General features: G+C 44.2%; 21 protein-coding genes. 7 read left to right on the forward strand and 14 right to left on the reverse strand.

Features of this window, described 5'->3' with window-relative positions; translation table 11 throughout:
• Nucleotides 1-23 precede the first annotated feature (23 nt).
• The gene (locus tag D0A37_RS08765; RefSeq protein ID WP_242723276.1) at nt 24-662 is read right to left on the reverse strand and encodes a Uma2 family endonuclease; all 639 of its coding nucleotides are present in this window, start codon (nt 660-662) and stop codon (nt 24-26) included.
• A gap of 498 nt (nt 663-1,160) precedes the next feature.
• On the reverse strand, nt 1,161-1,940 hold the full coding sequence (locus D0A37_RS08770; protein WP_242723279.1) for an ABC transporter permease: 780 nt from the start codon (nt 1,938-1,940) through the stop codon (nt 1,161-1,163).
• A gap of 127 nt (nt 1,941-2,067) precedes the next feature.
• Here D0A37_RS08770 and D0A37_RS08775 point away from each other — a divergent pair, with 127 nt between their 5' ends.
• From D0A37_RS08775 to D0A37_RS08790, 5 genes are all read left to right on the forward strand, one after another.
• A complete protein-coding gene (locus tag D0A37_RS08775) occupies nt 2,068-3,225 on the forward strand; it encodes a DegT/DnrJ/EryC1/StrS family aminotransferase (protein ID WP_242723281.1) in 1,158 nt (385 codons plus the stop codon).
• Between the two features lie 211 nt (nt 3,226-3,436).
• Nucleotides 3,437-3,559, forward strand: coding sequence for a hypothetical protein (locus D0A37_RS28955; RefSeq protein WP_278187175.1), 123 nt, complete (start codon nt 3,437-3,439; stop codon nt 3,557-3,559).
• A 76-nt stretch (nt 3,560-3,635) separates the two neighbouring features.
• Nucleotides 3,636-5,312, forward strand: coding sequence for an ABC1 kinase family protein (locus tag D0A37_RS08780; RefSeq protein ID WP_242723283.1), 1,677 nt, complete (start codon nt 3,636-3,638; stop codon nt 5,310-5,312).
• Entirely contained in the window at nt 5,204-5,836 is a 633-nt protein-coding gene (locus D0A37_RS29405; RefSeq protein WP_445242504.1) for a hypothetical protein, read from the forward strand. The genes D0A37_RS08780 and D0A37_RS29405 overlap by 109 nt, the downstream gene beginning before the upstream one ends.
• A 179-nt stretch (nt 5,837-6,015) precedes the next feature.
• Nucleotides 6,016-6,966: an NAD-dependent epimerase/dehydratase family protein gene (locus tag D0A37_RS08790; protein WP_242723285.1), complete on the forward strand. Its 951-nt coding sequence runs from the start codon at nt 6,016-6,018 to the stop codon at nt 6,964-6,966.
• Between the two features lie 14 nt (nt 6,967-6,980).
• Here the strand turns inward: D0A37_RS08790 and D0A37_RS08795 are convergent, their stop codons facing one another.
• The 11 genes from D0A37_RS08795 to D0A37_RS08845 form a co-directional block, all read right to left on the reverse strand.
• Complete coding sequence (locus tag D0A37_RS08795; RefSeq protein ID WP_242723287.1) at nt 6,981-8,003, reverse strand: Npun_R2821/Npun_R2822 family protein; 1,023 nt, start codon at nt 8,001-8,003, stop codon at nt 6,981-6,983.
• A 225-nt stretch (nt 8,004-8,228) separates the two neighbouring features.
• Nucleotides 8,229-9,101: an Npun_R2821/Npun_R2822 family protein gene (locus tag D0A37_RS08800; RefSeq protein ID WP_242723289.1), complete on the reverse strand. Its 873-nt coding sequence runs from the start codon at nt 9,099-9,101 to the stop codon at nt 8,229-8,231.
• A complete protein-coding gene (locus D0A37_RS08805) occupies nt 9,098-10,072 on the reverse strand; it encodes an Npun_R2821/Npun_R2822 family protein (protein WP_242723291.1) in 975 nt (324 codons plus the stop codon). Before D0A37_RS08805 ends, D0A37_RS08800 begins: the two co-directional genes overlap by 4 nt.
• 102 nt (nt 10,073-10,174) lie before the next feature.
• A complete protein-coding gene (locus tag D0A37_RS08810) occupies nt 10,175-11,362 on the reverse strand; it encodes a formylglycine-generating enzyme family protein (RefSeq protein WP_242723293.1) in 1,188 nt (395 codons plus the stop codon).
• Nucleotides 11,363-11,373: 11 nt separating this feature from the next.
• Nucleotides 11,374-12,324, reverse strand: coding sequence for a glycosyltransferase family 10 domain-containing protein (locus D0A37_RS08815; protein WP_242723295.1), 951 nt, complete (start codon nt 12,322-12,324; stop codon nt 11,374-11,376).
• Nucleotides 12,325-12,442: 118 nt separating this feature from the next.
• Entirely contained in the window at nt 12,443-13,642 is a 1,200-nt protein-coding gene (locus tag D0A37_RS08820) for a glycosyltransferase family 4 protein (RefSeq protein WP_242723297.1), read from the reverse strand.
• Between the two features lie 134 nt (nt 13,643-13,776).
• Nucleotides 13,777-15,780, reverse strand: a complete 2,004-nt coding sequence (locus D0A37_RS08825; RefSeq protein WP_242723299.1) for an ABC transporter ATP-binding protein — start codon at nt 15,778-15,780, stop codon at nt 13,777-13,779.
• 92 nt (nt 15,781-15,872) lie between these two features.
• Nucleotides 15,873-17,024, reverse strand: coding sequence for a glycosyltransferase family 4 protein (locus D0A37_RS08830; protein WP_242723301.1), 1,152 nt, complete (start codon nt 17,022-17,024; stop codon nt 15,873-15,875).
• A 278-nt stretch (nt 17,025-17,302) separates the two neighbouring features.
• A complete protein-coding gene (locus D0A37_RS08835) occupies nt 17,303-17,566 on the reverse strand; it encodes a hypothetical protein (protein WP_242723303.1) in 264 nt (87 codons plus the stop codon).
• Nucleotides 17,567-18,237: 671 nt separating this feature from the next.
• Nucleotides 18,238-19,236 (reverse strand): UDP-glucose 4-epimerase GalE, encoded by a 999-nt coding sequence (galE, locus tag D0A37_RS08840; protein ID WP_242723306.1) that lies wholly within the window; start codon nt 19,234-19,236, stop codon nt 18,238-18,240.
• 201 nt (nt 19,237-19,437) lie between these two features.
• Nucleotides 19,438-19,641 (reverse strand): hypothetical protein, encoded by a 204-nt coding sequence (locus tag D0A37_RS08845; protein WP_242723308.1) that lies wholly within the window; start codon nt 19,639-19,641, stop codon nt 19,438-19,440.
• A gap of 228 nt (nt 19,642-19,869) precedes the next feature.
• Between D0A37_RS08845 and gloB the strand changes: the two genes are divergently transcribed.
• Nucleotides 19,870-20,643 (forward strand): hydroxyacylglutathione hydrolase, encoded by a 774-nt coding sequence (gene gloB, locus D0A37_RS08850; protein ID WP_242723310.1) that lies wholly within the window; start codon nt 19,870-19,872, stop codon nt 20,641-20,643.
• A 2-nt stretch (nt 20,644-20,645) separates the two neighbouring features.
• Here the strand turns inward: gloB and D0A37_RS08855 are convergent, their stop codons facing one another.
• Complete coding sequence (locus tag D0A37_RS08855) at nt 20,646-21,485, reverse strand: glycosyltransferase family 8 protein (RefSeq protein WP_242723312.1); 840 nt, start codon at nt 21,483-21,485, stop codon at nt 20,646-20,648.
• A gap of 17 nt (nt 21,486-21,502) precedes the next feature.
• Here D0A37_RS08855 and D0A37_RS08860 point away from each other — a divergent pair, with 17 nt between their 5' ends.
• Nucleotides 21,503-21,697 carry a hypothetical protein gene (locus D0A37_RS08860; RefSeq protein ID WP_242723313.1) on the forward strand — a complete coding sequence of 65 codons (195 nt, stop codon included), beginning with the start codon at nt 21,503-21,505 and terminating at the stop codon, nt 21,695-21,697.
• Nucleotides 21,698-21,979 lie beyond the last annotated feature (282 nt).

The following is a 21,979-nucleotide window of genomic DNA, read 5'->3' on the forward strand; positions in this document are numbered from 1 at the left end:
CTGAACGATCGCAATATTTACACTCACGCACCCCCAGCTATTTCATCCGTAGTCAATCCCGCCTGAAAAACTTGTTGTGCCGTCAAATTTAACTCGGGAAAAGTTGGCGACTCAATCCTATCATTTCCCCGAAACAAACTCACCTCATACTCGCCCTCAACCAACTGATAAACCGATATCGTTGGTTGTTTGGGATTGCAAATAAACCTGCGGCCACCCAAACCGAGATAATCCACAATCCAATATTCAGGAATCCCGATTAGTTCGTATTCGCCTACTTTTTTGATGTAGTCATCTTGCCAATTCGTGCTAACTACTTCAATAACCAGCGGAATTGATGCGCCTTGAGTCACAGTTGAGTATTTTTGCCACAGATGTTCTGATGCTAAATTTGGGCGGTTTAATATCAAAATATCGGGCGAATAGGCTGATTCATTTTCCGGCGGCTTAACTAATGCTTGTTTGGGGATTATGTACGGAAGGTTTAGCCTGACAAATTCAAGAGTTAATTTCGAGGCTAAGAAACCGATAACTTCTTCATGTTTTCCCGGTGGCTGGGCTATTTCAATAATCCCTCCGTTGTGCAGTTCGTAACGTCGGTTTTCTGGTTTCCATTCGACAAATTCTTCAAAGGTTACTGGTTGAGTGGGACTTTGAATCATGGCTATTTATCCTTAGTGATGACCAGGGCGGGCGAGACGCCCACCCCACAAGAAAACTCACTCTTTGTGGAACAGGCATCTTGCCTGTTCCCCCCACCCCACAAGAAAACTTAAGTCTTGTGGAACAGGCATCTTGCCTGTTCTTAAAAATACTGCGGGTTTAATAGATAAGCTGTCTGGCATCTAAATTGTTTTTTTCGGGCGGGCTAGAAGCCCACCCCACAAGAAAACTCACTCTTTGTGGAACAGGCATCTTGCCTGTTCCCCCCACCCCACAAGAAAACTTAAGTCTTGTGGAACAGGATCTTGCCTGTTCTTAAAAATACTGCGGGTTTAATAGATAAGCTATCTGGCATCTAAATTGTTTTTTTCGGGCGGGCGAGACGCCCACCCCACAATAAAACTCACTCTTTGTGGAACAGGCATCTTGCCTGTTCTTAAAAATAGTGCCAAATGCAAGTTCATACCCACATGATGTTACCAATAACCAATTCCCAATTACCATTTGATCAATTGTGCATCTTGATTGAAAAACTTCCGGGACAATCCCTCAGTCAACAGCAGAGTTGCGATTACAGTTGCCAGCGCTAACACAAACATAATTAAAATCTGGTAAGATGCGGCATCAAGAGGACTGACACCGCTCAGCATTTGACCTGTCATCATTCCCGGTAAAGTTACTATTCCTACCACCGTCATTGTATTTAAGAGCGGGATTAATCCAGCTTTGATCGCGTCTTTGCGGTACTGTTTTACTGCTTGCTGCGGCGTGGAACCTAAACTTAAATGGGTTTCTATTTCTAACTGGCTGCTATTAACTGTACTGACAAGTCTTTCGCCGGCGATCGCCCCGGAGTTCATGGCATTGCCCAAAATCATACCCGCTAAAGGAATCAGGTATTGCGGTTCGTACCAAGGGTCAGGTTGCAAAATTAGTAAGTTTGTATAGGCGAGAGTCAAGGCCGTACTGATAAAAATTGAACCCCAAACTAAGGGCAGTAAGTTCTTGATTTTTTTGCTGATGCGGTTGCTGGCAACCATGCTAGCAGTTGTCAGCATGATTGCTAAAACTGCTAAAACCAGCCAAGGATTTTTTCCATCCGGGTCAAATACGACTGCGAGTACGTATCCGACTAAGATTAGCTGGATCAGGGTGCGCCCTGCGGCGATCGCGATCGCCCCCTCCAGCCCCAATCCCTGCCACGCCGAAAGCCCGATCGCGATCGCCACCATCCCCAAAGCCCAACCCAAATCTGTCAAATCTAGCTCAATTAACACCGGCCCACCCTTTAGATAACGTGATTGTTTGCCTGTCCAAATATAAGATATTGCAATAAAGGTTTCTGGAAAACAGTTTTGCTGCAAGAATTTGCTTTGATAATGCTTGAAATTTATGGTGTGAAGAGTGAATAATGTTCCCCCCCTCGACTTAACCCGCCAATACGCGCAGATTGGCGACGAGATAAGCGCTGCGGTGCAAAAAGTGCTTGCCTCTGGCGGCTACGTAGGCGGCCCAGCCGTGAAGAGTTTTGAACGAGAGTTCGCCGACTACACTGGAGTTTCCGAGTGCGTTGGCTGTAACTCTGGCACAGATGCGCTGATTTTGGCCTTGCGAGCTCTCAAAATTGGCCCCGGCGATGAAGTGATTACCACTCCTTTTACCTTTTTTGCTTCGGCTGAGACAATTAGCGCCGTCGGTGCGACTCCAGTATTTGTCGATATTGACAGCGATACTTTTAATCTGGATGTTGAGCTCCTCGAAGCGGCAATTACCGACAAAACCAAGGCAATTATGCCAGTGCACATCTTCGGCCAACCGGTAGACATGACTCGGTTGATGGAAATTGCGACTCGACACAATTTAGCCGTAATTGAAGATTGCGCCCAGTCTGTCGGGGCCGAGTGGCAATCTCGAAAAGTCGGCAGCATCGGCCATGTTGGCTGCTTTAGTTTTTATCCGACCAAAAATTTAGGCGCTTGCGGTGACGGTGGCGCGGTGACGACCAATGATCCAGCCCTCGCAGCTTCGATGCGAATGCTCAAAGAACATGGACAGTCTTCTAGGTATTTCTACGAAGAAATCGGCTACAACAGCCGTTTAGATGCCCTGCAAGCGGTGATTCTCAGCATTAAATTGCGGTATCTCGACAGTTGGAACGCGCAGCGGCAGGAGAAAGCGGCACTTTACAGCGAATTTCTCTCCCGCGTGCCCGGAGTTGCCGTCCCCAAAGAATTGCCGGAAGCAAAAGGAGTTTGGAATCAATACACGATCCGGCTGACAAGTCCAGAAGACGCGCAAAATCCCTCTGGCGATTTTCGAGATTGGATGCGGGCTCAGTTGCAGGAATGCGGCATCGGTTCGATGGTTTACTATCCGTTACCTTTGCACCTGCAACCTGTTTACAAATCTTTGGCTTATCAAGCAGGTCAGTTGCCAAAGGCTGAGCAAGTTTGTCGCGAAGTCTTGTCTTTGCCGATGTTCCCGGAACTGTCGAGGGATCAACAAGAGCGGACGATTTATGGTCTGAAAGATTGCTTGGCAAAGGCCGATCGCATCCGGTAGCTTTGGCGCGATGGCATCAGCGAGGGAAATGCAGGAGGAGAAAAGAATTGCAGGGTTGCAGTGCTGTAAAAATATGCACCGGTCAGGGAGAGCCGTTAAGTATTTTGACCGATCACTTGTACTTTTATGTACTATATTTAATGAAAAGAAACAAATTTAGGCTAGCAATCCGCATCGAACGGGTGCATTTTCCGCTCGCCTAAAACTTGCAATGCGATCGGTCAATGATGAAGAAGGAAGAAGGAAGAGGGAAGAAGCCCGATCGAAGTCGGAAGAAGGAAGAAGGAAAAATAAAGAATGTTTGAATTTTCGACTTCCAATCCCCGATGCCTAATGCCCGATGCCCGATGCCCGATGCCCAATTCTCAATTTAACCTGTAATTTTCAGAAGATAAGAGGAAAATAAACGAGTGCCTCAGTATCAATTCACTCAGGCTAGACGCTACGATCCACAAGCGATCGCTCAGTATTACCGCAACCGTCCTTGGAAAGCAATTTGGCGCGCAATTACCGTTATTTGGTCTTTTGCGGGCTTCGTGCTGGGGATGCTGTGGGACAGTTGGCAGCACGAAGTCGCAGCACACCAGCCGGAACGGGCCGCCCACCTGCGACAAATACTCACTCGCTTGGGCCCCACTTTCATTAAAGTCGGCCAAGCCCTTTCTACCAGACCGGATTTGATCCGCAAAGACTTTCTCGAAGAACTGATCAAACTTCAGGATCAATTGCCGCCGTTTGACTCGGTGCGCGCTTTCGAGATTATTGAAGCTGAACTCGATCGCAAAATTAGCGAAACCTACAGCGAAATCTCCCCCGAACCTGTCGCCGCGGCAAGTCTTGGTCAAGTCTACCGAGCTCGCCTCCTCACCGGGGAAGCAGTAGCAGTCAAGGTTCAGCGACCGAATTTGCTGCCACTTTTGAGCCTGGATCTTTATTTAATGCGCTGGGCTGCGGGATGGTTGGGCCCCTTGTTGCCGCTGAATCTCGGTCACGACCTTTGTTTAATAGTCGATGAATTCGGTATCAAATTGTTCGAGGAAATTGACTATATCAATGAAGGCCGCAACGCCGAGAAATTTGCTACAAATTTTGCCGACGACCCGACGGTAAAAGTTCCGAGCATTTACTGGCGCTATACTTCAAATTGCGTTCTCACTCTCGAATGGATTGAGGGCATCAAGCTGACAGATATGGCAAGTGTTAAAGCCGCAGGTTTGGATACCGATAGTTTAATTGAAGTCGGAGTCCGCAGCGGTTTGCGACAGTTGCTGGAACACGGATTTTTTCATGCTGACCCCCATCCGGGAAATCTGTTTGCCTTAGCGGATGGCCGCATGGCTTACATTGATTTTGGGATGATGGATCAGATGGAAGAAACAACTAAAGAAACTTTGGTTGATTCTATCGTTCATTTGATCAACAAAGATTACCTAGAGTTAGCTAAGGATTTTGTCAAACTGGGCTTTTTGACACCAGATACAGATATTATGCCGATCGTTCCGGCGTTGGAATCTGTATTAGGTGATATCGTCGGCGAAAAGGTGTCAGATTTTAACTTCAAGACGATTACAGACCAGTTTTCGGAGTTGATGTACGATTATCCTTTCCGGGTGCCGGCGAAATTTGCCTTAATTATTCGCTCTCTGGTGACAGAAGAAGGTTTGGCCCTGACGCTGAATCCCGATTTCAAGATAGTCGAGGTGGCGTATCCTTATGTAGCGCGGCGTTTGTTGAACGGAGAATCTCCGGCTCTGCGGCGGCGTCTGATTGAGGTATTATTCAAAGATGGCAAATTCCAGTGGAACAGGTTAGAGGACATGATCGCGATCGCCCGATCCGATCGCAGTTTCGACTTGCTACCCACAGCACAACTAGGCTTGCAATTTTTGCTGTCCGAGGAAGGGTCGTTTTTGAGACGCCAGCTAATGTTAGCTTTGATTGAGGACGATCGAATCCACACCGAAGAAGTTCGCAGCCTGTGGAACTTAGTCAAGGAAGATTTGCAGCCCAGTCGCCTGTTCAACGTTGCTCTAGGCGCTTTGACGGATTTTTCCACAGCAGGAGCAGCGGCGCTAACTCGATTTTAATTAGAAGGAAGAAGGAAGAGGGAAGAAGGAAGAAGGAAGAGGGAAGAAGAAAGAAAAATAATTCTACTTTTGCTGATTCCCAATTCCCAATTCTCAATTACCCACTCCCAATTCCAATTACCCAAATTACCCAAATTAAGGAATTATTCGTGTATTATTTTCCAGAACCTCCCTATTTTTTAATGTCGGCTGGACTGCTAGCAGGTATCGCCTCCGGTGTAGCATTTGAAGCAACTCTCAAACAATCCGTACAACTGTGGTCTAAAAATCGTTCTACTAGCACTTTGGCTAACCTGCAAGGGCTGCCATTGCAGATGCCTTTTCTGGGAATGGCCGGCGGTATTTGCGTATTTTTAGCTTCGGGAATGGAGATTTTTGGCTTTCCAAAACTACTTTCTTATGCCTTAGCTTTGCCACTGACGTTACTCACGGGCTGGCTGGTTTGGACTCAGTTGGGTAAGCTTTTGATCGAGTTAGAACGCGGAGGTTCCCAAGCGCTGGATTTAGATTCTTTTGAACAATGAAAGTTAACTATCAACCTCTTTTTATCAGAAGGAAGGGGGTTGATAGTTCTCTAAGATTATCCTATTTGATGCTTTTTGAACCGCAGAGAGCGCAGAGAACGCAGAGGAAGAGAAAGAAGAAGATGACAACGTATGCAATAATTTGTGTAAAAATTTTTACATCTAAAATCTAAAATCGAATGAGTATTTTAATTGTTACGGGTGCGGCGGGGTTTATTGGCTCTAACTTAGTAGAAACTCTTTTAAATCGAGGCGAGACGGTTATCGGTGTTGACGAGTTCAACGATTATTATGATCCGGAACTCAAGCGCAAGAATATTGCACGATTTGAAAAGTATCCGGGTTTTGAATTGGTGGAAGGCGATATTTTGTCTCTAAATTGGCGATCGCTTTTATCCGATGTTAAGGTAATATTTCATCAGGCGGCGCAAGCAGGAGTTCGTGCTAGCTGGGGCGATGGTTTTCGCAGCTATACCGAACGGAATATTAACAGCACCCAAGTATTGTTAGAAGCTGCAAGAAATGCGCCCAGATTGCAAAAGTTTGTCTATGCTTCTTCTTCTTCAATTTACGGCAACGCTGAATCTTTTCCTACAAATGAAAACGCTTGTCCGCAGCCGGTTTCTCCCTACGGAATTACGAAATTAGCCGGTGAACGTTTGTGCGGGCTTTATTACAAAAATTTTGGCCTTCCGACTACTTCGCTGCGCTATTTTACCGTTTACGGGCCGAGACAGCGCCCCGATATGGCTTTTCACAAGTTTTTTAAGTCGATTTTGTTGGATGAGGCGATTTCAATTTTCGGCGACGGATTGCAAACGCGGGATTTTACGTTTATCAGCGATTGCGTTGCGGCGAATTTAGCGGCGGCTGAGGTTCCAGAAGCTGCGGGGGAAGTTTTTAATATTGGTGGGGGAAGTCGGGTAGTTTTGAAAGAAGTTATTGATACAATACAGAGAATTGTCGATCGACCTATTCGGATAGATTTTACGGAAGCTGCGAGGGGAGACGCGCGACACACTAGCGCGGATGTGTCTAAAGCCCAGAAAATCTTAGGTTATCAGCCGCAGGTTGCTTTAGAAGAAGGTTTAAGGCGGGAATGGGAATGGATTCAGTCTTTGTACAGTTAGAGTACAGTTAGATGCTATCTATCCCAGAAATTCCGCAGCTTAAATTGAACATTGTTAATTTTTCTAATTCCCCAATTTTTGAGATTTCTCTGCAAGCGAACCAACACATTTGGAGGCGCGAGTTTTGGCTGTGTTTCCGGCGAATTCAAATAGCGATAGTGCAGAAATACGTCTCGGTAGGGAATCTCAACATCTTCGCCGGCACACAATCGAGTAAACTTTGCAGCCGAAATACTCATGTAGTGCAAATAAGTCAACCGTCGCCCTTTGTCATATAGAACATAATCTCTCACCTCAAATTGAGAAGACCAATGATTTCCCGTTACCTGTGCAGGTTGATGATAAGCAAAGTTATAAAAAGAGATGTCGCTACGGGCGACTAAATAGTTAAATAAAGGTTGGTCAGTTCCCCGCAAAGACAAAATTTCTGCTTCTCCGGAAGTCAATTTATTTAAAAGCTTGCTTGAGTTATTTCGATTTAAAATACCTTTTTTTGAACCAAACCAACCCGCACAAAAAATATGAGATTGTAGTCGGTCAAAATTGAACATTTCTGCGAGTTTTTGGGATGATAAATCAAATACATAATTGAGGTCAGATTTGTATTGAAAATCGTTGGCTACCCAATCAAATTTCTCAAGTTCTTGATAGATGTAATCCAGAGAACCCATTAACAGAGTGTCCGCATCAAAATAGACAAATTTATCAAAAGGGCCGTCAAAACAGCAAAATTTTCGGTGCATTTCCAAACAGTGAACTTGCCGCCAACCTTTAGCTTGCCAAACTTTTTGAGCTTTGCGGTGAGATGTCCAAACTTGAGTTGCAAAGTCTTCCCAGAAATGGATAGAATCGGTATTGTCAAATAGGGTGACATTATGGCGAGTTGCAATTTCTATTCGCACTTTTTTCAAGTTATCATCATAGGGAATGATGCAAACTGGAATATCTTTGGCGCCATTGACTTCGAGACTGTTCAATAAAGCGACTAAGTGGTCAAAAACAACATCATTTGCCAGAATATAAATGCCATCAGCCATAGTTTTTAGTTAATAAGTAACCCAGTGCATATACATTACTTTTTAGGTGCGGGCAAGATGCCCACACCACAAGAAATAAACTTTATTGATTGTGGAACAGGCATCGGGCCTGTTTTTCAAAGCTTGTTTGGTTTCAAAAATACAACAAAACTTATGAATTGTGGAACAGGCATCTTGCCTGTTCTTCAAAGCTTTTTGATAATGATACAACATATAATTTTATCCTCACCTACTGAAAACCCGAAATATCTTTTGCACTAAATTGGGTTGTTCCTCATTGAGATAACGATAATGTTTCCAAAGTTTCCAATAAGGACTACCCGATTTAATCGGTATTCCAGCCCAGTGAAGATATTTTAACCTTTTGCCTTTGTCATAAAGAACATAATCTATTTCCTGAAAATGCTTGGAACCCGCCCAGCTTCCTGGTTCGGCTGCTGACTCTTTAACAAGATTGCAGCGTTGGGAAATCAATTTAAGAATGATATAATTTAGTATAGGTTGGTCTGTGACATTTTGAGTAAAATCAAAATATTCTCGATGCTGCGAACATTCTCGCAAAATATCATACATTTGCGATTCGGTAATAGTTCCTTTTCTCGATGCCCAAAAACCGCTGTTAAATACATCTTGAAGCTGTGAGTCTGTAAAGATATTTTGTTCTTTTACAAGTGGTGAAAATACATTTCGCAGTTTTTCGCTGAGGTGGTGGTAGTCGCAGCAAAAAAAGTCTACTTCTGATAGTTTGTTAAGGTTGGCTGCGATGTCTTCAAAGACGATGATATCGGTATCGATGTACAGAAATTCGTCAAGCGGGCCAAACCAGGCGGCGAGTTTTCGCATTTTGTTGGGGAGGGCTAAAAAGTTGCGATCGAACATTTGACCAATTTCTCTGCTAAACTGTTCCACAAACTCCAGATTTGGGAACAATCGCACGTCGTGGAGACGGCTGAGGGCGGCTGCGACTTGCTGATAATTGTCGTCGAAGGGAATCAGAAAAACAGGTACTTGACAATTGTACAGACGTATGCTGTTTAAAAGGGCGATCGCACTTTCGATCACCTTATCATTCGCAACAATATAAATACCGCGACTCATACATTTATCCTCAACCTTCTCAATACCCTTTTTAACAAATTCGGCGCAGAAACCTCAGTATAAGACTTTGGCGCTTGGGCAAAAATCGGACGCTTGGAGGGTTCGCGGAGATAGCGGTAATGCAGGAACAAATCGCGATAGGGAAACTCAATATTTTCGCCCGCACAAACTCTCCAAATTAAATCCGGCGGCACACCAATATAATGAATGTAAGTAAGGCGGTTTCCCTTGTCGTACAAAATCTGATTTTGCTCTTCAAAATGTTTGGAAGTGACGCTACACCCGGTTTTTTCGCCATCCGGGAGACTGTAAGCAAAATTATAGCTATTCATCCCCGTTTTCATCACCATATAATTGAGCAAAGGCTGTTCTCCCGCACCTGCATAGAGAATTTCCGCCTCGCCAGATTGCAGTTGAGCTAACAGCCATTCCCTAGTATTTTGCTCAAACAATCCTTGCTTGCTGCCATAAAATCCAGAACAAAATATTTCCGAATCTATCCGATTTTGCTCAAAAACTTTTAGGAGTTTTGGTGACTGAAGATTGTATACTTTAGTTGGGTCGCGAAATTGAAAATCATAAACCACAAAATCAGATTCCTCTAACTTCTGAAAAACCGAATCAAGGGAATTCATTACCAAAGTATCGGCGTCCATGTAGATAAATTTTTCAAACGGGGCGTCGAAAGCGCAAAAGCGCCTGTGTGCGCCGTAAAGCCGAAATTTTTTGCGGTTCAAACGCTCTGGTGCGGCTGCTTGCATGAATTTATCCCATCGCTGAATTGAGGCGCTATCTTCATAAATAAACACGTTGGGACGGTTAACAATTTCAGCTTTGATTTGCTGTATCTGGTCGTCGAAAGGATAAATACAGACAGGAGTATTTGAGCCTAAGATAACTTCTATACTGTTGAGTAAGGCAATTAGTTGATCGTAAACTGTGTCGTTGGCTAGCGTGCAAATTCCATTCATATCTATTAGTCCGCGTAGGCGGACTTTGTTTGTGTAGTTGCGGTTTCAACCGCCGAATCATTTAAAGGGTAAAAGGGTAGAGAAGAGTCCTCGCCGGGAAAACTAGGACGAGGAAGAAACCGACGCCACCGCAACGCGAAAACCCCACTTCGTACACCTGGAGTCCGCCGACTTCGAGTAACGATAGGCACAGCGGCAAAGGACTACATACTCGTCCCAGGAACCGCCACGCAGCACTCGCTTATTATCTGTGCCAGTTTCCCAGGAACTTCCGTCAGTTGGTGCGCCGTTATAGTTGCTATGCCACCTATCCCTGCACCATTCCCAAACCTGAGCGTGCATATCGTACAGCCCAAAGACATTGGGGGGAAAAATCCCTACATCGCTTGTTTGTTCAGGGTAAAGTATTTTGGGAGCAGTTGCGTAGGGGCTGCTTCCGTCATAGTGGACATAGTTGACTAATTCCGGGGTAATGGTTTCCCCAAAATGAAATGGGGTTGTCGTACCCGCACGACAGGCGTATTCCCATTCTGCTTCACTCAGGAGGCGATACTTTTTCCCGGTTTTTTGTGAGAGTTTGCCACAGAATTCGACAGCATCTTGCCACGATACACCTGCAACAGGAAGTTTTTCACCTTTTAAACAAGATGGGTTGTTGCCCATCACCGCTTGCCACTGTGCTTGGGTGATGGGATATTTGCCTGCAAAAAAAGCCGGTACTGTTACTTGATGCTGCGGACTTTCAAAACTGTCCTCTGGTGCTGGCGAACCCATCATAAAAGTGCCGCCGGGAATATAAACCATTTCCAGCATAACTCCGTCTTCCTCTGTTGCTGGCGAACCCATCATAAAAGTGCCGCCGGGAATATAAACCATTTCCAGCATAACTCCGTTCCCTAAATCTTCGGGAAAAAAGCGAGCATAATGACGGCTGCGACTATTTTCTTTTCCTTCAGCATCGACTGTGATGACATCAAAGTCAAATGTAGGGAGATAGTCTTGAGGGAAATGGGGTTGAAGCTTTAAGTCATCCCTATCTTTCAGCAGTGAATAGGCAGCTAATTTTACTTGCATTGATTCATTTTGCAGCGCGCCAATTATTAAATCTAAACCTGCATCTCCATATTTGAGCGCTTCAGACAGTGCAGCAATTTTCACCTCGACAATCGGTGAAGCCAAACGACTCTTAACGCCGGAAATCCCCCCTAAAACGGCTGCACCCAATGGCACTTGAGATTCACCGCCTTTGACGGCATCATATTCTCTGGGTTGATTTTGATTTTCTGTCATGGCGCTATTTCCTAAGATGCAAAGTTAGACAGCCAATTGAGCAAGTTTAATTCATGGAGAATGATTTGTCTGGCTTCGGCAATTTTCTCCCTCGCTTCATGCCAATAATCCGCAGTAGCCACAACCTCTTTAATAAATTCTACTCCTTTCTCATCCAGACTGGGCAGCCGCAGAAAACTCCCCGCCGGCAACAATTTATCCGCCGCCGAACCGCCGTAATAAATTGGCAAGCACCAAGCTAATAAGGCATCCCAAAGCTTCTCGCTGACATACCAATCGTTTTCGGCATAATTTTCAATAGCTAAGTTGTAATAGTATGGTGCGACGGCGTGCCATTTATTGTTCATAGTGCCATTCCCGCGCGCCCAAGTTGGCAAGTTTCGCCCGTAAAGGTCAAAATCCAATTCTTGTGATTGCAGCAATTTGATAAAGTCTAATCGGTGGCGGTGATTGGCGGTGCGGCTAACACCTGAAGTTATCCAAGAACAGGATTTAGTTTTCGGCGGCGCAGGCATTTCATCGAGTTCTCGAAACGAGTTAGAGTGATACCAAATCGCGGGCATATAATCGGGTTTTGGGGCAAAATCGTCGGGCCCGGAAACGTAACCGCAATAAAGTTTGGCTTGGTCGTAGTTGGCTTTGGTAATTTCAATAACTTCTGGTAATGGTGGCTCGCGGATTAGGTAAATTATGCGTTCCTTGGGGACACCGCGCAATTTTTCTCGAATGTCATTTTCTGGATTTTGAGGGCTTGGACGGCGGATTTTTTCAATCCAGGATTGCTGTTTGGGCGGTTTGGGAAAGTCGAATTGATACATGAGTAAAAAGTCGGGTTCTGGGTGATTAGCGAGCATTTGAATATTTCCCCATTTGCCGAAGTTGTGGGGGGTTTGTTGCCACAGCCAGTCGCTTTGACTCATGCCTGGGTAGGTGGTGATTGTGCCGATGATTTTTTGGTTCATATCTAATAATAAATGTGGTTTTTGCGTGTGGCCGGGGCGGGTTTATGAGATTATTAATTTTAGGCGATGATTGTTGGTAAAACCCGCCCCTACGGATTTTAAAATTATCGGATGAGGATTAATGAATGATTTGCGATCGCACGCCTTCATCTACATAACCCATAATTTTCTCTATCCTATTTTCCCACGAAAATTGCTTGACAAAATCCCTTGTTTCTGCATAGCCTGCGCTTTTCCTCGGATATTTGGTTAAACAATCTCGAATGCTTTGCGCGAAATGGTGCGGGTTATCCGGTTCGCACCAAGTTGCTGCTATATTTCCCGATTTAAATTCCATTAAAGATGCAATCTCCGTCGCTACAATCGGAGTTCCCGATGCCATATAATCAAAGAATTTTAAAGGAGATGTGAACGTCGCAGCCTCTGTCAAACAGTGCGGGTGAGTCAAAACATCGGCTGCTTGCAGCAAGCTAGCCAGTTGATTTTGAGCCAGGTAGCCGAGAAATTTAATGTTGTTAACTTGCTTGGATTTGGCTAACTGTTGGTAGGCTGTTACTTGGGATGAATCGCCACCGGCGATCGCAAATTGAACCAGCGGCAATTCCTTAGCCACATCCACCAACATATCGACACCTTTAAACGGGTAAAGTCCGCCTGCATAAACTGCTAAATGCTGTCTGTCATCTTCTAATAATTGCTGTCGCCAATTCTGGGCAGCTTCCGTTTGTCTCGCGAGAAACAAATGGTTAAAACCGTTGTGCAGCGTAATTACTTTTTCCGGCGGCATCCCATTCCAAATCATGCTGTCTCGCACTGTATCGGCAACAGTTACGGAAATCTGAAACAGAGGATTGCGGACAATTTCTGATTCAAATTGCTTGTTTTCATGGTGATGCTGTTCGTAGATAGCCGGAATTCCGTTTTTAACTGCTGCTTTGACAAAGTTCCAGTCGCGGGTGTGGACAATTTTAGTGGATTTAAGCAGGTGAATCGGTAAGTAGTATTTTGATACTATGGTACTCGAACTCGTCCACTTGCTGTCCAAAAGGTCGATCGGCCAAGGCATGGGCAAATCTGCTACTTTTAATTTATCTTGAATATTGTAAATTTTGGCAATTTTGTCATCCGGTTTCCTCGGTTGAAAAGGAAAAAGCAAATCAACCGGATTCAAAGCACTCCAGCCTTTACGGAGGTATACCAAAACTGCTGGATAACCGAGATTTGCTGCGGCATTTGCAGAGTGTGCAACTTGAACTAAGCTCGCTACATTGGGTTGTGGTAAGATATTTCTGGTAAAAAATACATAATATTTTGACATGGTAATTGGGAATTGGGAATTTTTCCAATTGAATGTTAACTGTTGACTGTTGACTGTTGATTGTTAACGGCCAACTGCCAACTGCCAACTGACTAATGACTAATGACTAATGACTAATGACTAATGACTAATGACTACTTTTTTACAGCCTGACGCTTAATAGTCTTTTCTATAAATTCTAAAGTAGTGAAAATATTAGCAGCAGAGTGAAATGATTCTCGGATTAACTCGTCTCTTTCTTCGGGAGAATCTACCATTTCATCTACTAGCAATTTGAGGTAAGCTATCATGGGAGTCAGGCGAGTACGAATTTCGTAAGAACCTCTAATTAGAGCTTCATCGCGAGCAGTTTCTTCGGCAAATTGCACTGAATACAAGCGAGTGTAGTACCCTCCTTTTGCTAACAATTCTTCGTGGGAACCCATTTCTACTACTTGTCCGCGATCGATCACGGCGATTTTGTGGGCTTTTTGGACTGTAGAGAGGCGGTGGGCGATTACCAAGGTTGTGCGATCGCAGCTCAATCTCTCGATCGCCGCTTGCACGTACCTTTCCGAAACCGTATCCAGCGAACTCGTTGCCTCATCTAAAATTAAGATTTCCGGGTTTTGCAGCAGGGCTCTAGCAATTGAAATTCTCTGACGCTGGCCTCCCGATAATATCACCCCCCGATCGCCAATTTGAGTTTCCAACCCCTCCGGCAACAGTTGGATAAACTCGTAAGCATTCGCTCCCTTCGCCGCTTCCACAATTTCTTCCTCAGTCGCTTGAGGCCTAGCGTAAGCAATATTTTCGCGAACTGAAGCATTAAACAAAAACGTATCTTGGCTAACAATACCCATCGCTTGTCTGAGACTTTTCAGCTCAAAGTCGCGCAAATCCCTGCCATCGAGCGAGATATGACCTTCAGTAGGATCGTAAAATCTCGGCAGTAAATCGGCCAAAGTTGACTTGCCAGAACCCGAAGTTCCTACCAAAGCCAAAGTAGTGCCGTGAGGTAGGAATAAATCAATTCCTTGAAGAACTAAATTTTTGTGATTGGGATAACTAAAAGATATTTTATTAAAATGAATTCCCGATTTCAAATGAGTGTAAGGCACAGAACCATCCAACATAAATGGCTTGTCCTGGCAGCTCAAAAAATCATTAACCACCGCTACACTAGCCGACGTATTAGCAAATTGACTCCGCCCGCTATTCAATTGAGAAATTAAAGGGATTAACCGAAAAAGTACCAATAAATAGGTTAATAAAATTGTCGAAATAGACTCTATCTCATTCGCAAATATTGTGCGACCTATAAATACAATCAAAATTATAACTATCAAATTAACAACTTCGTTAATTGGGGCGATCGCCGCATAATTTACCTGAGCCTGAAAATCCGCTTGTTCTCGCCTTTGAATTAAATGCTTGATCCGCTGATACTCCCTTTCCTCGTTCCCCGTTGACTTGACCAGCCGAATCCCAGTAATCGTTTCCAGCACCCTAACCGAATAATCTTTAGACATTTCAGAAAGCAGGTAGCCAAAATGCTTGGAACGGTTAATAATATATTGATTTGTCCAAGCAACTAACGACAGCAAAACTGTAGCTGTCATCGTCAGTTTCCATGAGATAGAAAGCAGCAGACCCACAAACACCAAAACAGTGATTGAGGTAGTAAACATTCCGATCGCCGTGCCAACTGCACTAGCAGTCCGGCCAATCTCTCCACCCAATCTATTAATTAAATCCCCCACTTTAGTTTTAGAGTAAAAATCTAAATCTACTTCTAACAACAACCGCAAACCTGCTTCTCGCAAATCAAAAGTCAGAGCTCGCGTCAGAGAAGTAGCTACTAAAGTATTGATATAACTCGCAAGATTTTTTAAAAGAATTGCCAGCACAATCGCCCCGGTCATCAACATTAAACGCTGATTTCCGGGCATTCCCTCAAAGGGATAAATCAAAGTTTTAATTAGAGGTGGAGCACCACGCAGCTCGATAGCTTCCCCTAAAAAACTTAAAAGCACTGGTACAATCAGAGTAGTGCTGATACCGTTGAATAAAGCGCCAGAAAAGCCCAGCATCACAGTTAAGAGAATCCTGCCGGGATATCGTCTGGCAAATTTTAGGAGTAGCTTATTGGCAGACATGAAGCATTCCCAGCTAAACAGTACGGCATCTCAAAATATTCTTTAATAACAGCCAGTTTTTCTTCCTCCCGTGAGTTGTTTTAAAATAACCTTTACATACCTGCGATTATATCTGAAAGTATCGGGGCCATTGCTTGAATACTATATTTTTTCACACATCTTTCCCGAGCTTTCATTCCTTGTAAATTCGCCGCTGTCAAATTTTGAAATATCCATTGAATCTTTTTAGAAATTTGACCCGGAGAACTCGGATCGACTAAATAACCAGTTCCCCCTAAAATTGCTGGAATATCCCCCACTCGCGTAGACAAAACAGGCTTAGCCATTGCCATGCCATCTGTCAGCTTGAGCGGAAACTGAGCCACGGCGGTGAGAGTTTCTCGCTGAGGAACAACGACAACGTGAGCCGCCGCTACAACGGACGGCATAGTCTCGACTGGAAACCTTGGCAGTTTAATAATCCACCGCCCCCATTGTTTCACAAGTTTATCATCATAATCATCATAAGGACTTCCGCCGACGATCGCTAATTTTAAATCGGGCTCATTTAACTGTTCAAGGGCCATCAAAACATCCTCCACGCCTTTATGAGGTCGCGGTGCCCCCGGAAACATCAGAACTCTATACCCGGACAAGCCGTAACGCTGCCTGCTCAATTCAGGATTGTATTTAGCAGGGTCGAACATTACAGTATCCTTGCCATTAGGCAAATATACACCACCAAAACGCTGCTGTAAAAACTCAGTATGAACGGTGACTGCATCGGCACGGTGGATTAGACTTTCCATCCACTTGACATAGAGAGGATGATCTGGTTCTCTCAATTGACCGTTGTGTTTGAAAATATCTCGATAAAGTTGTTTGAAAGAGGGGCGGTATTTCCATTCCTCTCCCCCGTACCAGCTCAGTTCCCAGTCGTCTATATCTAAAATTATAGAGTGGCGAGTCGCCAGTTTTTTTAGCAGCGATAAACCAAAGCTTGTAGGTTTAGGTTTGACTGCATAAATAATATCGCCATCTATTTTTTTCAAAAGTTTTTGAGCATCCATCAAAAACCCCGGATAATTTTTACCCGGTATCGCACATACCGGGATGTCTCTGGGAGGAATAGCATACAATTCCTTGCCAGACTGAAATCCAACAACTTCTACATCACAGTTAAGCTTAATCAGGACTTGAGCTAGCAGAAAGGCACGAATTGCACCAGCTCCCGACAAATCGCTCACTACTAATGAAACTTTCACTGGGGATTTTTTTTTTAGATTTGTTTTATTTTCCTGCTTAACTGATTTTTTGTCAAGTTTAGCAAAACAAACACTATTTTTTATAGGTAAATTCTGGGATATGTTAATTTGTTAAAGAGCGACCGTCTTTAATTTATTGTGTTAATTTTGTTACCCAAAAATGCCGTTACAAATTAAGCTGCTGCTCAAATAAGGAAAGCTGAAAAATGTGGGTTGGATTTGCCTATTTTTGCAAAAATTGATGAGTTGCCAAAGATGATTGGGTAAATTACTGTAAATTATTTTAAACGCCAGGGATTGTTAAGGTGATTTGGGAGAAATATTTTCGCAGTGCGATCGAATATTCTAGTAAAGAGCGATCGCGTCACGTTCTTCGCGTACTGAGGGCGGTAAGGATAAGTGCAGTGCATTACTTTAATCGGTTTGTCGATCGTATAACTGGCTTTCCACTGGTCTAAGTAGTTGTACACAGGGGACAATGTTTTCATTTTTGGTTTTACCGCTTCGATCCCAGCAGCCAAAGCACCTTGATCTCTCAACATTAGCAGGTTTTGATTAGTAATTACTATCTCGAAATATTTCTTAAAATTTTGGAAAAAGTCTTGATTTTTACTGCTTCTTTTAAAAGCGATAAATCCGGTATTGTAGTGAATACTATTTTCGCCCAAAGGTAATCCTACAGATTGCAAAGTTGACAGAATATCTCCCTCAACTCTTAATAAATGATCAGCTTTAGCGATTGCAGGTGTAGATATTCAGTCACCAGGAAATCCACTTCATCAAGATAGTCAAAAAACTCATCTATTGGCGACAACAAACAAATATCGCAGTCCCTGTAAATAGTCTTCTCAAAAGGAGAGCGGTCATCCAAAGCCAGCTTAGCTTGCCGCGAGGCCAAAACAGGATTTTGTCAGGCGGTGCGGGCTGCAATTTCACATTTCCAAAGACCCGAAGTAAAGGATATAAAATCCGAGGAAATCTATCTATTAAATACAACAATGGGTTCGGAATGAAACTTCCTGACTGAAGCCACAAAAGGCACGCACTCTTGAAAAGAGTAAAGACCGGTTAAAATAGTGATAAATCCTTTGGTTTCTAATTTCAATTGTCTCTCTAACTCGCAGTAAGTGGCTCCATATAAGAGTTAAATATAAAAGATAGAATGCAGAATTAAATAAAATTTAAATTCTGCCTTCTATCTTTATAGTTCGGCCTAGGAGTGGCGTTTTTGGTGCCACTGCCAAGCATGGGAGATAATGTTCTTAATGTCGGGATATTCTGGAGACCAACCCAAGGTTTTGATGGCTTTCGCGCTGCTGCCAACCAAAGAAGGCGGGTCTCCCGCACGCCGATCGCACTCAACAGCCTTAATCTCTTTTCCCGTCACTTGGCGAGCCGTTTCTATCACCTCTTTCACAGAAAACCCGCCGCCGTTGCCCAAATTAAAGAAATCAGATTTGCCACCATTGAGCAAATATTCTAATCCCAAAATGTGAGCCGAAGCCAAATCGTTAACATGAATGTAATCCCGAATGCAAGTACCGTCAGGAGTATCGTAATCCGTGCCAAAAATCGCGATCGAATCTCGTTTCCCCATAGCAGCGAACAACACCAGCGGAATCAAGTGAGTTTCGGGATTGTGATCCTCTCCTAACAACCCGTTAGGGTCAGCCCCAGCCGCGTTAAAATAGCGGAAACAAACAGACTTAAAATTGTACGCAGCGTCAAAATCCGACAAAATCCGTTCTACCATTAACTTAGTAGCACCGTAGGGATTGATCGGGTTTTGTGGGTGGTCTTCTGTGAGCGGGATTTTCTGCGGTACGCCGTAAGTCGCGCAAGTAGAAGAAAACACCAATTTATTCACCCCAGCACCAATCATTGCTTCCAAAAGGGTAATAGTACCGATGACATTGTTGCGGTAATATTTAGCTGGGTCGGTAACAGATTCGCCCACGTAAGCGTATGCAGAAAAGTGCATTACCGCAGCAATATTGTGCTTAGCGAACAGGTTGTCGAGAAGAGTGCGATCGCTCGTATCGCCAACTACCAACTCCACCTGCAAAGCCCGATCTACTACATCTCTGTGACCGTAAACTAAGTTATCCAAAATCACCACACCGTAACCGGCGTTTTTCAGCGCTAATACCGCATGAGAGCCAATATATCCAGCTCCGCCCGTCACCAAAATAGTTTGTTTTTCTGCACTCATTTTCTTCTGCCTGTTTTTGTAGCTGGGATTGCCAAGAGCCTTGTTAATTTGAGACTTCCACATCTGACGCTTTCACACTCCGCCTCAGCCGGGGAATTAAAGCGAAATATATAGGCTTTGCTGTGCGGGACGGGACGATCGCACTCCTAAAAAAACGCTTTTTACACTCCAGATAGATGCTGATTGTGCAAGTCTTTCTGTTCAATCGAGAAACTTGAGGCGACCAATTTGGATATAATCAAATATCCGATTGATTTGATGTCGATCCTCTTCTGAAATTTTATCATCTGACAGGATAGCCGAAGTCAAAACTAAGTGTTCCCGGCGAGTGATCTTACCAGACGCTACAATCCGATCGACTTTTTGAGAAATTGTTAAGTTCGATTTGTTGTGAGATGTTCGCATTTATTCTTCGATCGCTTGTATGCTAAAATAATTAAAGCCGATTGCACTTATTGACCCAAAAATGGTGCGTACCCGACCGTAAATCACTTTGCTCAACAGCATAAATAACGTATCAGAGTTTTACTTCCCAAGATAGATACGCGGACTTAATAAATCTGCAATCAGCCTTCGGATAGCGTTCAGAACTAATTTAATTATATAATATTTTTCCTAGAGAGGCACTTTTTTATGCAGGTTTATCGACTTCCCGTACTGTCAGACAATTACATTTTCTTGCTGCACGACCCCGATCGCCACACAGCAGCCGTCGTCGATCCAGCACGATCGCAGCCAGTATTAGAGCAACTGCAAGCACTCGGAGCCGAATTAACAACAATTTTCAATACGCACCACCACAGCGACCACGTAGGCGGCAATCAGGAACTGATCGATCGCTTTCCCCAAATTAAAGTTTACGGCGGCGCAGAAGACCGAGGCAGAATTCCCGGACAGCAAGTGTTTTTACAAGCGGGCGATCGAGTTTCTTTCGCCAACAGAACCGCCGAAATCTTCTTCGTACCCGGCCACACAAAAGCTCACATCGCCTACTATTTCCCCCCCACCAACCCAGGGGAAACCGGCGAATTGTTCTGCGGCGACACTTTATTTGCTGGAGGCTGCGGCAGACTATTTGAAGGCACTCCAACTCAAATGGTAGCCTCTCTGGGACAACTGCGAAACTTGCCCGACAATACCAGAGTTTGGTGCGCCCACGAATACACGCTGAACAACCTGCAATTTGCCTTGAGTGTAGATGGCGACAATCCCGATTTACAGCAGCGCTTCGCCGAAGTCAAGGAAGCGCGGAGTCGATCGCAACCTACAATACCATCATCGATCGGCCTCGAAAAAAGCACAAACCCATTTTTGCGCTGGGATTTTCCCAACCTCCAATCAGCAGCCAACACCCGCGATCCAGTGCAAACCTTCGCTCGATTGCGTGGCATGAAAGACCAATTTTGACCTTAAAGTTTTTGTTTTTTCAGATAACTCCTAAACTTGAGTATCGGTTCGCTCAACCACCTGTCAAGTGTTTTGTATTTGATCGTAAAGCTCGACAGTCCCTTAAAGTTATTTGGAATTTGTTCCAGTTCGTCCTTAAACGGTGTTTGAGACAACATATCGAGCCATAATTGATTGGGGGCAGTGCTTTCCCACGGTTTCGGTCTTGATATAAAGTGCATCACTTTACTTGACATATCATCAGTCTTGTAGTTATTCCATATTTGATCTAATTGCTTCCACCTTCCCACTAAAACTGAATTTAAAGCACCTTGATCGCGATCGCCCCAAACGTGGGTTCTAGCGTTTTGGAGCAACTTTTCCGACAGTTGCTCTTCCTCCCAAAGCTTCATGTTGTAAACTAAAACACCACTATTGAAATAAGGGCTTAGATCTTGATAATTGTTGGGATTTCCCCAGGCGTTGGGTGCGGCTGCTATCGGCAGAGTTGGAAAATCTAGGTTCCACAGCGGCTCTAAGCTGCCCAGAACGATCGTGTCGCTGTCGAGCCAAATCAGCCTTTCTGTTTCCTTGGTATATTTTCGCGGCTCTAATTTAACGTAAGGAAGTTTAGAACCTGATATCGAAAGAAGTTGGTCGTAATTAGATTGCAATTCTTGCCATTCAATCTGGTATTTGCAGCAATTCTGTAACTGTTCCTTTTGCGGTGAATATATCCTGGTAGATACAACGGTAATTTTGACCTGCTCCTCCCCAGATTGTCTAACATTGAGATCTACAGACTTGAGAAGTGCTGCTAACCCTAGAATATAGGTGCGATCGGCGGCTGTGAATATGTGCATAGGATTAAGTTTGTGAGATGAATGGCAAACGTGACACAAACGTTGGGACTGGAGGAAGCAGGCGACCCTGTATTGAGGTAAATGCGATCGGGAGCATCTCAATGAAAGCAGCCAAGCCCAAAATTGGAGTTAGGAGTCAGGAGTCAGGAGCCAGGAGAAAAGAGGAAGAAGGAAGAAGGAAGGAGCCAGAAGAAGTGTTTTTACAAATATGAGATGCTCCCAATGCGATCGCCCATTTACCGTTGAGACGAACAAAATCTTGCCTAAATTTCCGGCTAGATTTACACAAAGAAACCGGGTTTCTAAGTAGGTAGGCGCAAATAAAGTTTACAATGTAACAGAATGTAAGGCGGGCATAACAAGAGTGATTGCTTCGTTTCATTCGCTCCCAGAGAGACCTTATGTATTTTCAAGCTTCCTCCACTTATTTATCTGTGCACAAGTGCCATCTGTTCGCGCCCGAAAACCAGCAACAGCCATTGGTAATATGCAGT

Source organism: Microcoleus vaginatus HSN003, assembly GCF_022701255.1.
Taxonomy (GTDB): domain Bacteria; phylum Cyanobacteriota; class Cyanobacteriia; order Cyanobacteriales; family Microcoleaceae; genus Microcoleus; species Microcoleus vaginatus_B.

What these genes read in the sequence shown, in the direction of transcription:
- D0A37_RS08765 (WP_242723276.1), bottom strand. Translation starts at nt 662, where the DNA reads ATGATTCAAAGTCCCACTCAACCAGTAACCTTTGAAGAATTTGTCGAA.
- D0A37_RS28955 (WP_278187175.1), top strand. Translation starts at nt 3,437, where the DNA reads ATGCGATCGGTCAATGATGAAGAAGGAAGAAGGAAGAGGGAAGAAGCC.
- D0A37_RS08790 (WP_242723285.1), top strand. Translation starts at nt 6,016, where the DNA reads ATGAGTATTTTAATTGTTACGGGTGCGGCGGGGTTTATTGGCTCTAAC.
- D0A37_RS08795 (WP_242723287.1), bottom strand. Translation starts at nt 8,003, where the DNA reads ATGGCTGATGGCATTTATATTCTGGCAAATGATGTTGTTTTTGACCAC.
- D0A37_RS08800 (WP_242723289.1), bottom strand. Translation starts at nt 9,101, where the DNA reads ATGAGTCGCGGTATTTATATTGTTGCGAATGATAAGGTGATCGAAAGT.
- D0A37_RS08805 (WP_242723291.1), bottom strand. Translation starts at nt 10,072, where the DNA reads ATGAATGGAATTTGCACGCTAGCCAACGACACAGTTTACGATCAACTA.
- D0A37_RS08810 (WP_242723293.1), bottom strand. Translation starts at nt 11,362, where the DNA reads ATGACAGAAAATCAAAATCAACCCAGAGAATATGATGCCGTCAAAGGC.
- D0A37_RS08815 (WP_242723295.1), bottom strand. Translation starts at nt 12,324, where the DNA reads ATGAACCAAAAAATCATCGGCACAATCACCACCTACCCAGGCATGAGT.
- D0A37_RS08820 (WP_242723297.1), bottom strand. Translation starts at nt 13,642, where the DNA reads ATGTCAAAATATTATGTATTTTTTACCAGAAATATCTTACCACAACCC.
- D0A37_RS08825 (WP_242723299.1), bottom strand. Translation starts at nt 15,780, where the DNA reads ATGTCTGCCAATAAGCTACTCCTAAAATTTGCCAGACGATATCCCGGC.
- D0A37_RS08835 (WP_242723303.1), bottom strand. Translation starts at nt 17,566, where the DNA reads ATGTTGAGAGATCAAGGTGCTTTGGCTGCTGGGATCGAAGCGGTAAAA.
- galE (WP_242723306.1), bottom strand. Translation starts at nt 19,236, where the DNA reads ATGAGTGCAGAAAAACAAACTATTTTGGTGACGGGCGGAGCTGGATAT.
- D0A37_RS08845 (WP_242723308.1), bottom strand. Translation starts at nt 19,641, where the DNA reads ATGCGAACATCTCACAACAAATCGAACTTAACAATTTCTCAAAAAGTC.
- gloB (WP_242723310.1), top strand. Translation starts at nt 19,870, where the DNA reads ATGCAGGTTTATCGACTTCCCGTACTGTCAGACAATTACATTTTCTTG.
- D0A37_RS08855 (WP_242723312.1), bottom strand. Translation starts at nt 21,485, where the DNA reads ATGCACATATTCACAGCCGCCGATCGCACCTATATTCTAGGGTTAGCA.
- D0A37_RS08860 (WP_242723313.1), top strand. Translation starts at nt 21,503, where the DNA reads ATGAATGGCAAACGTGACACAAACGTTGGGACTGGAGGAAGCAGGCGA.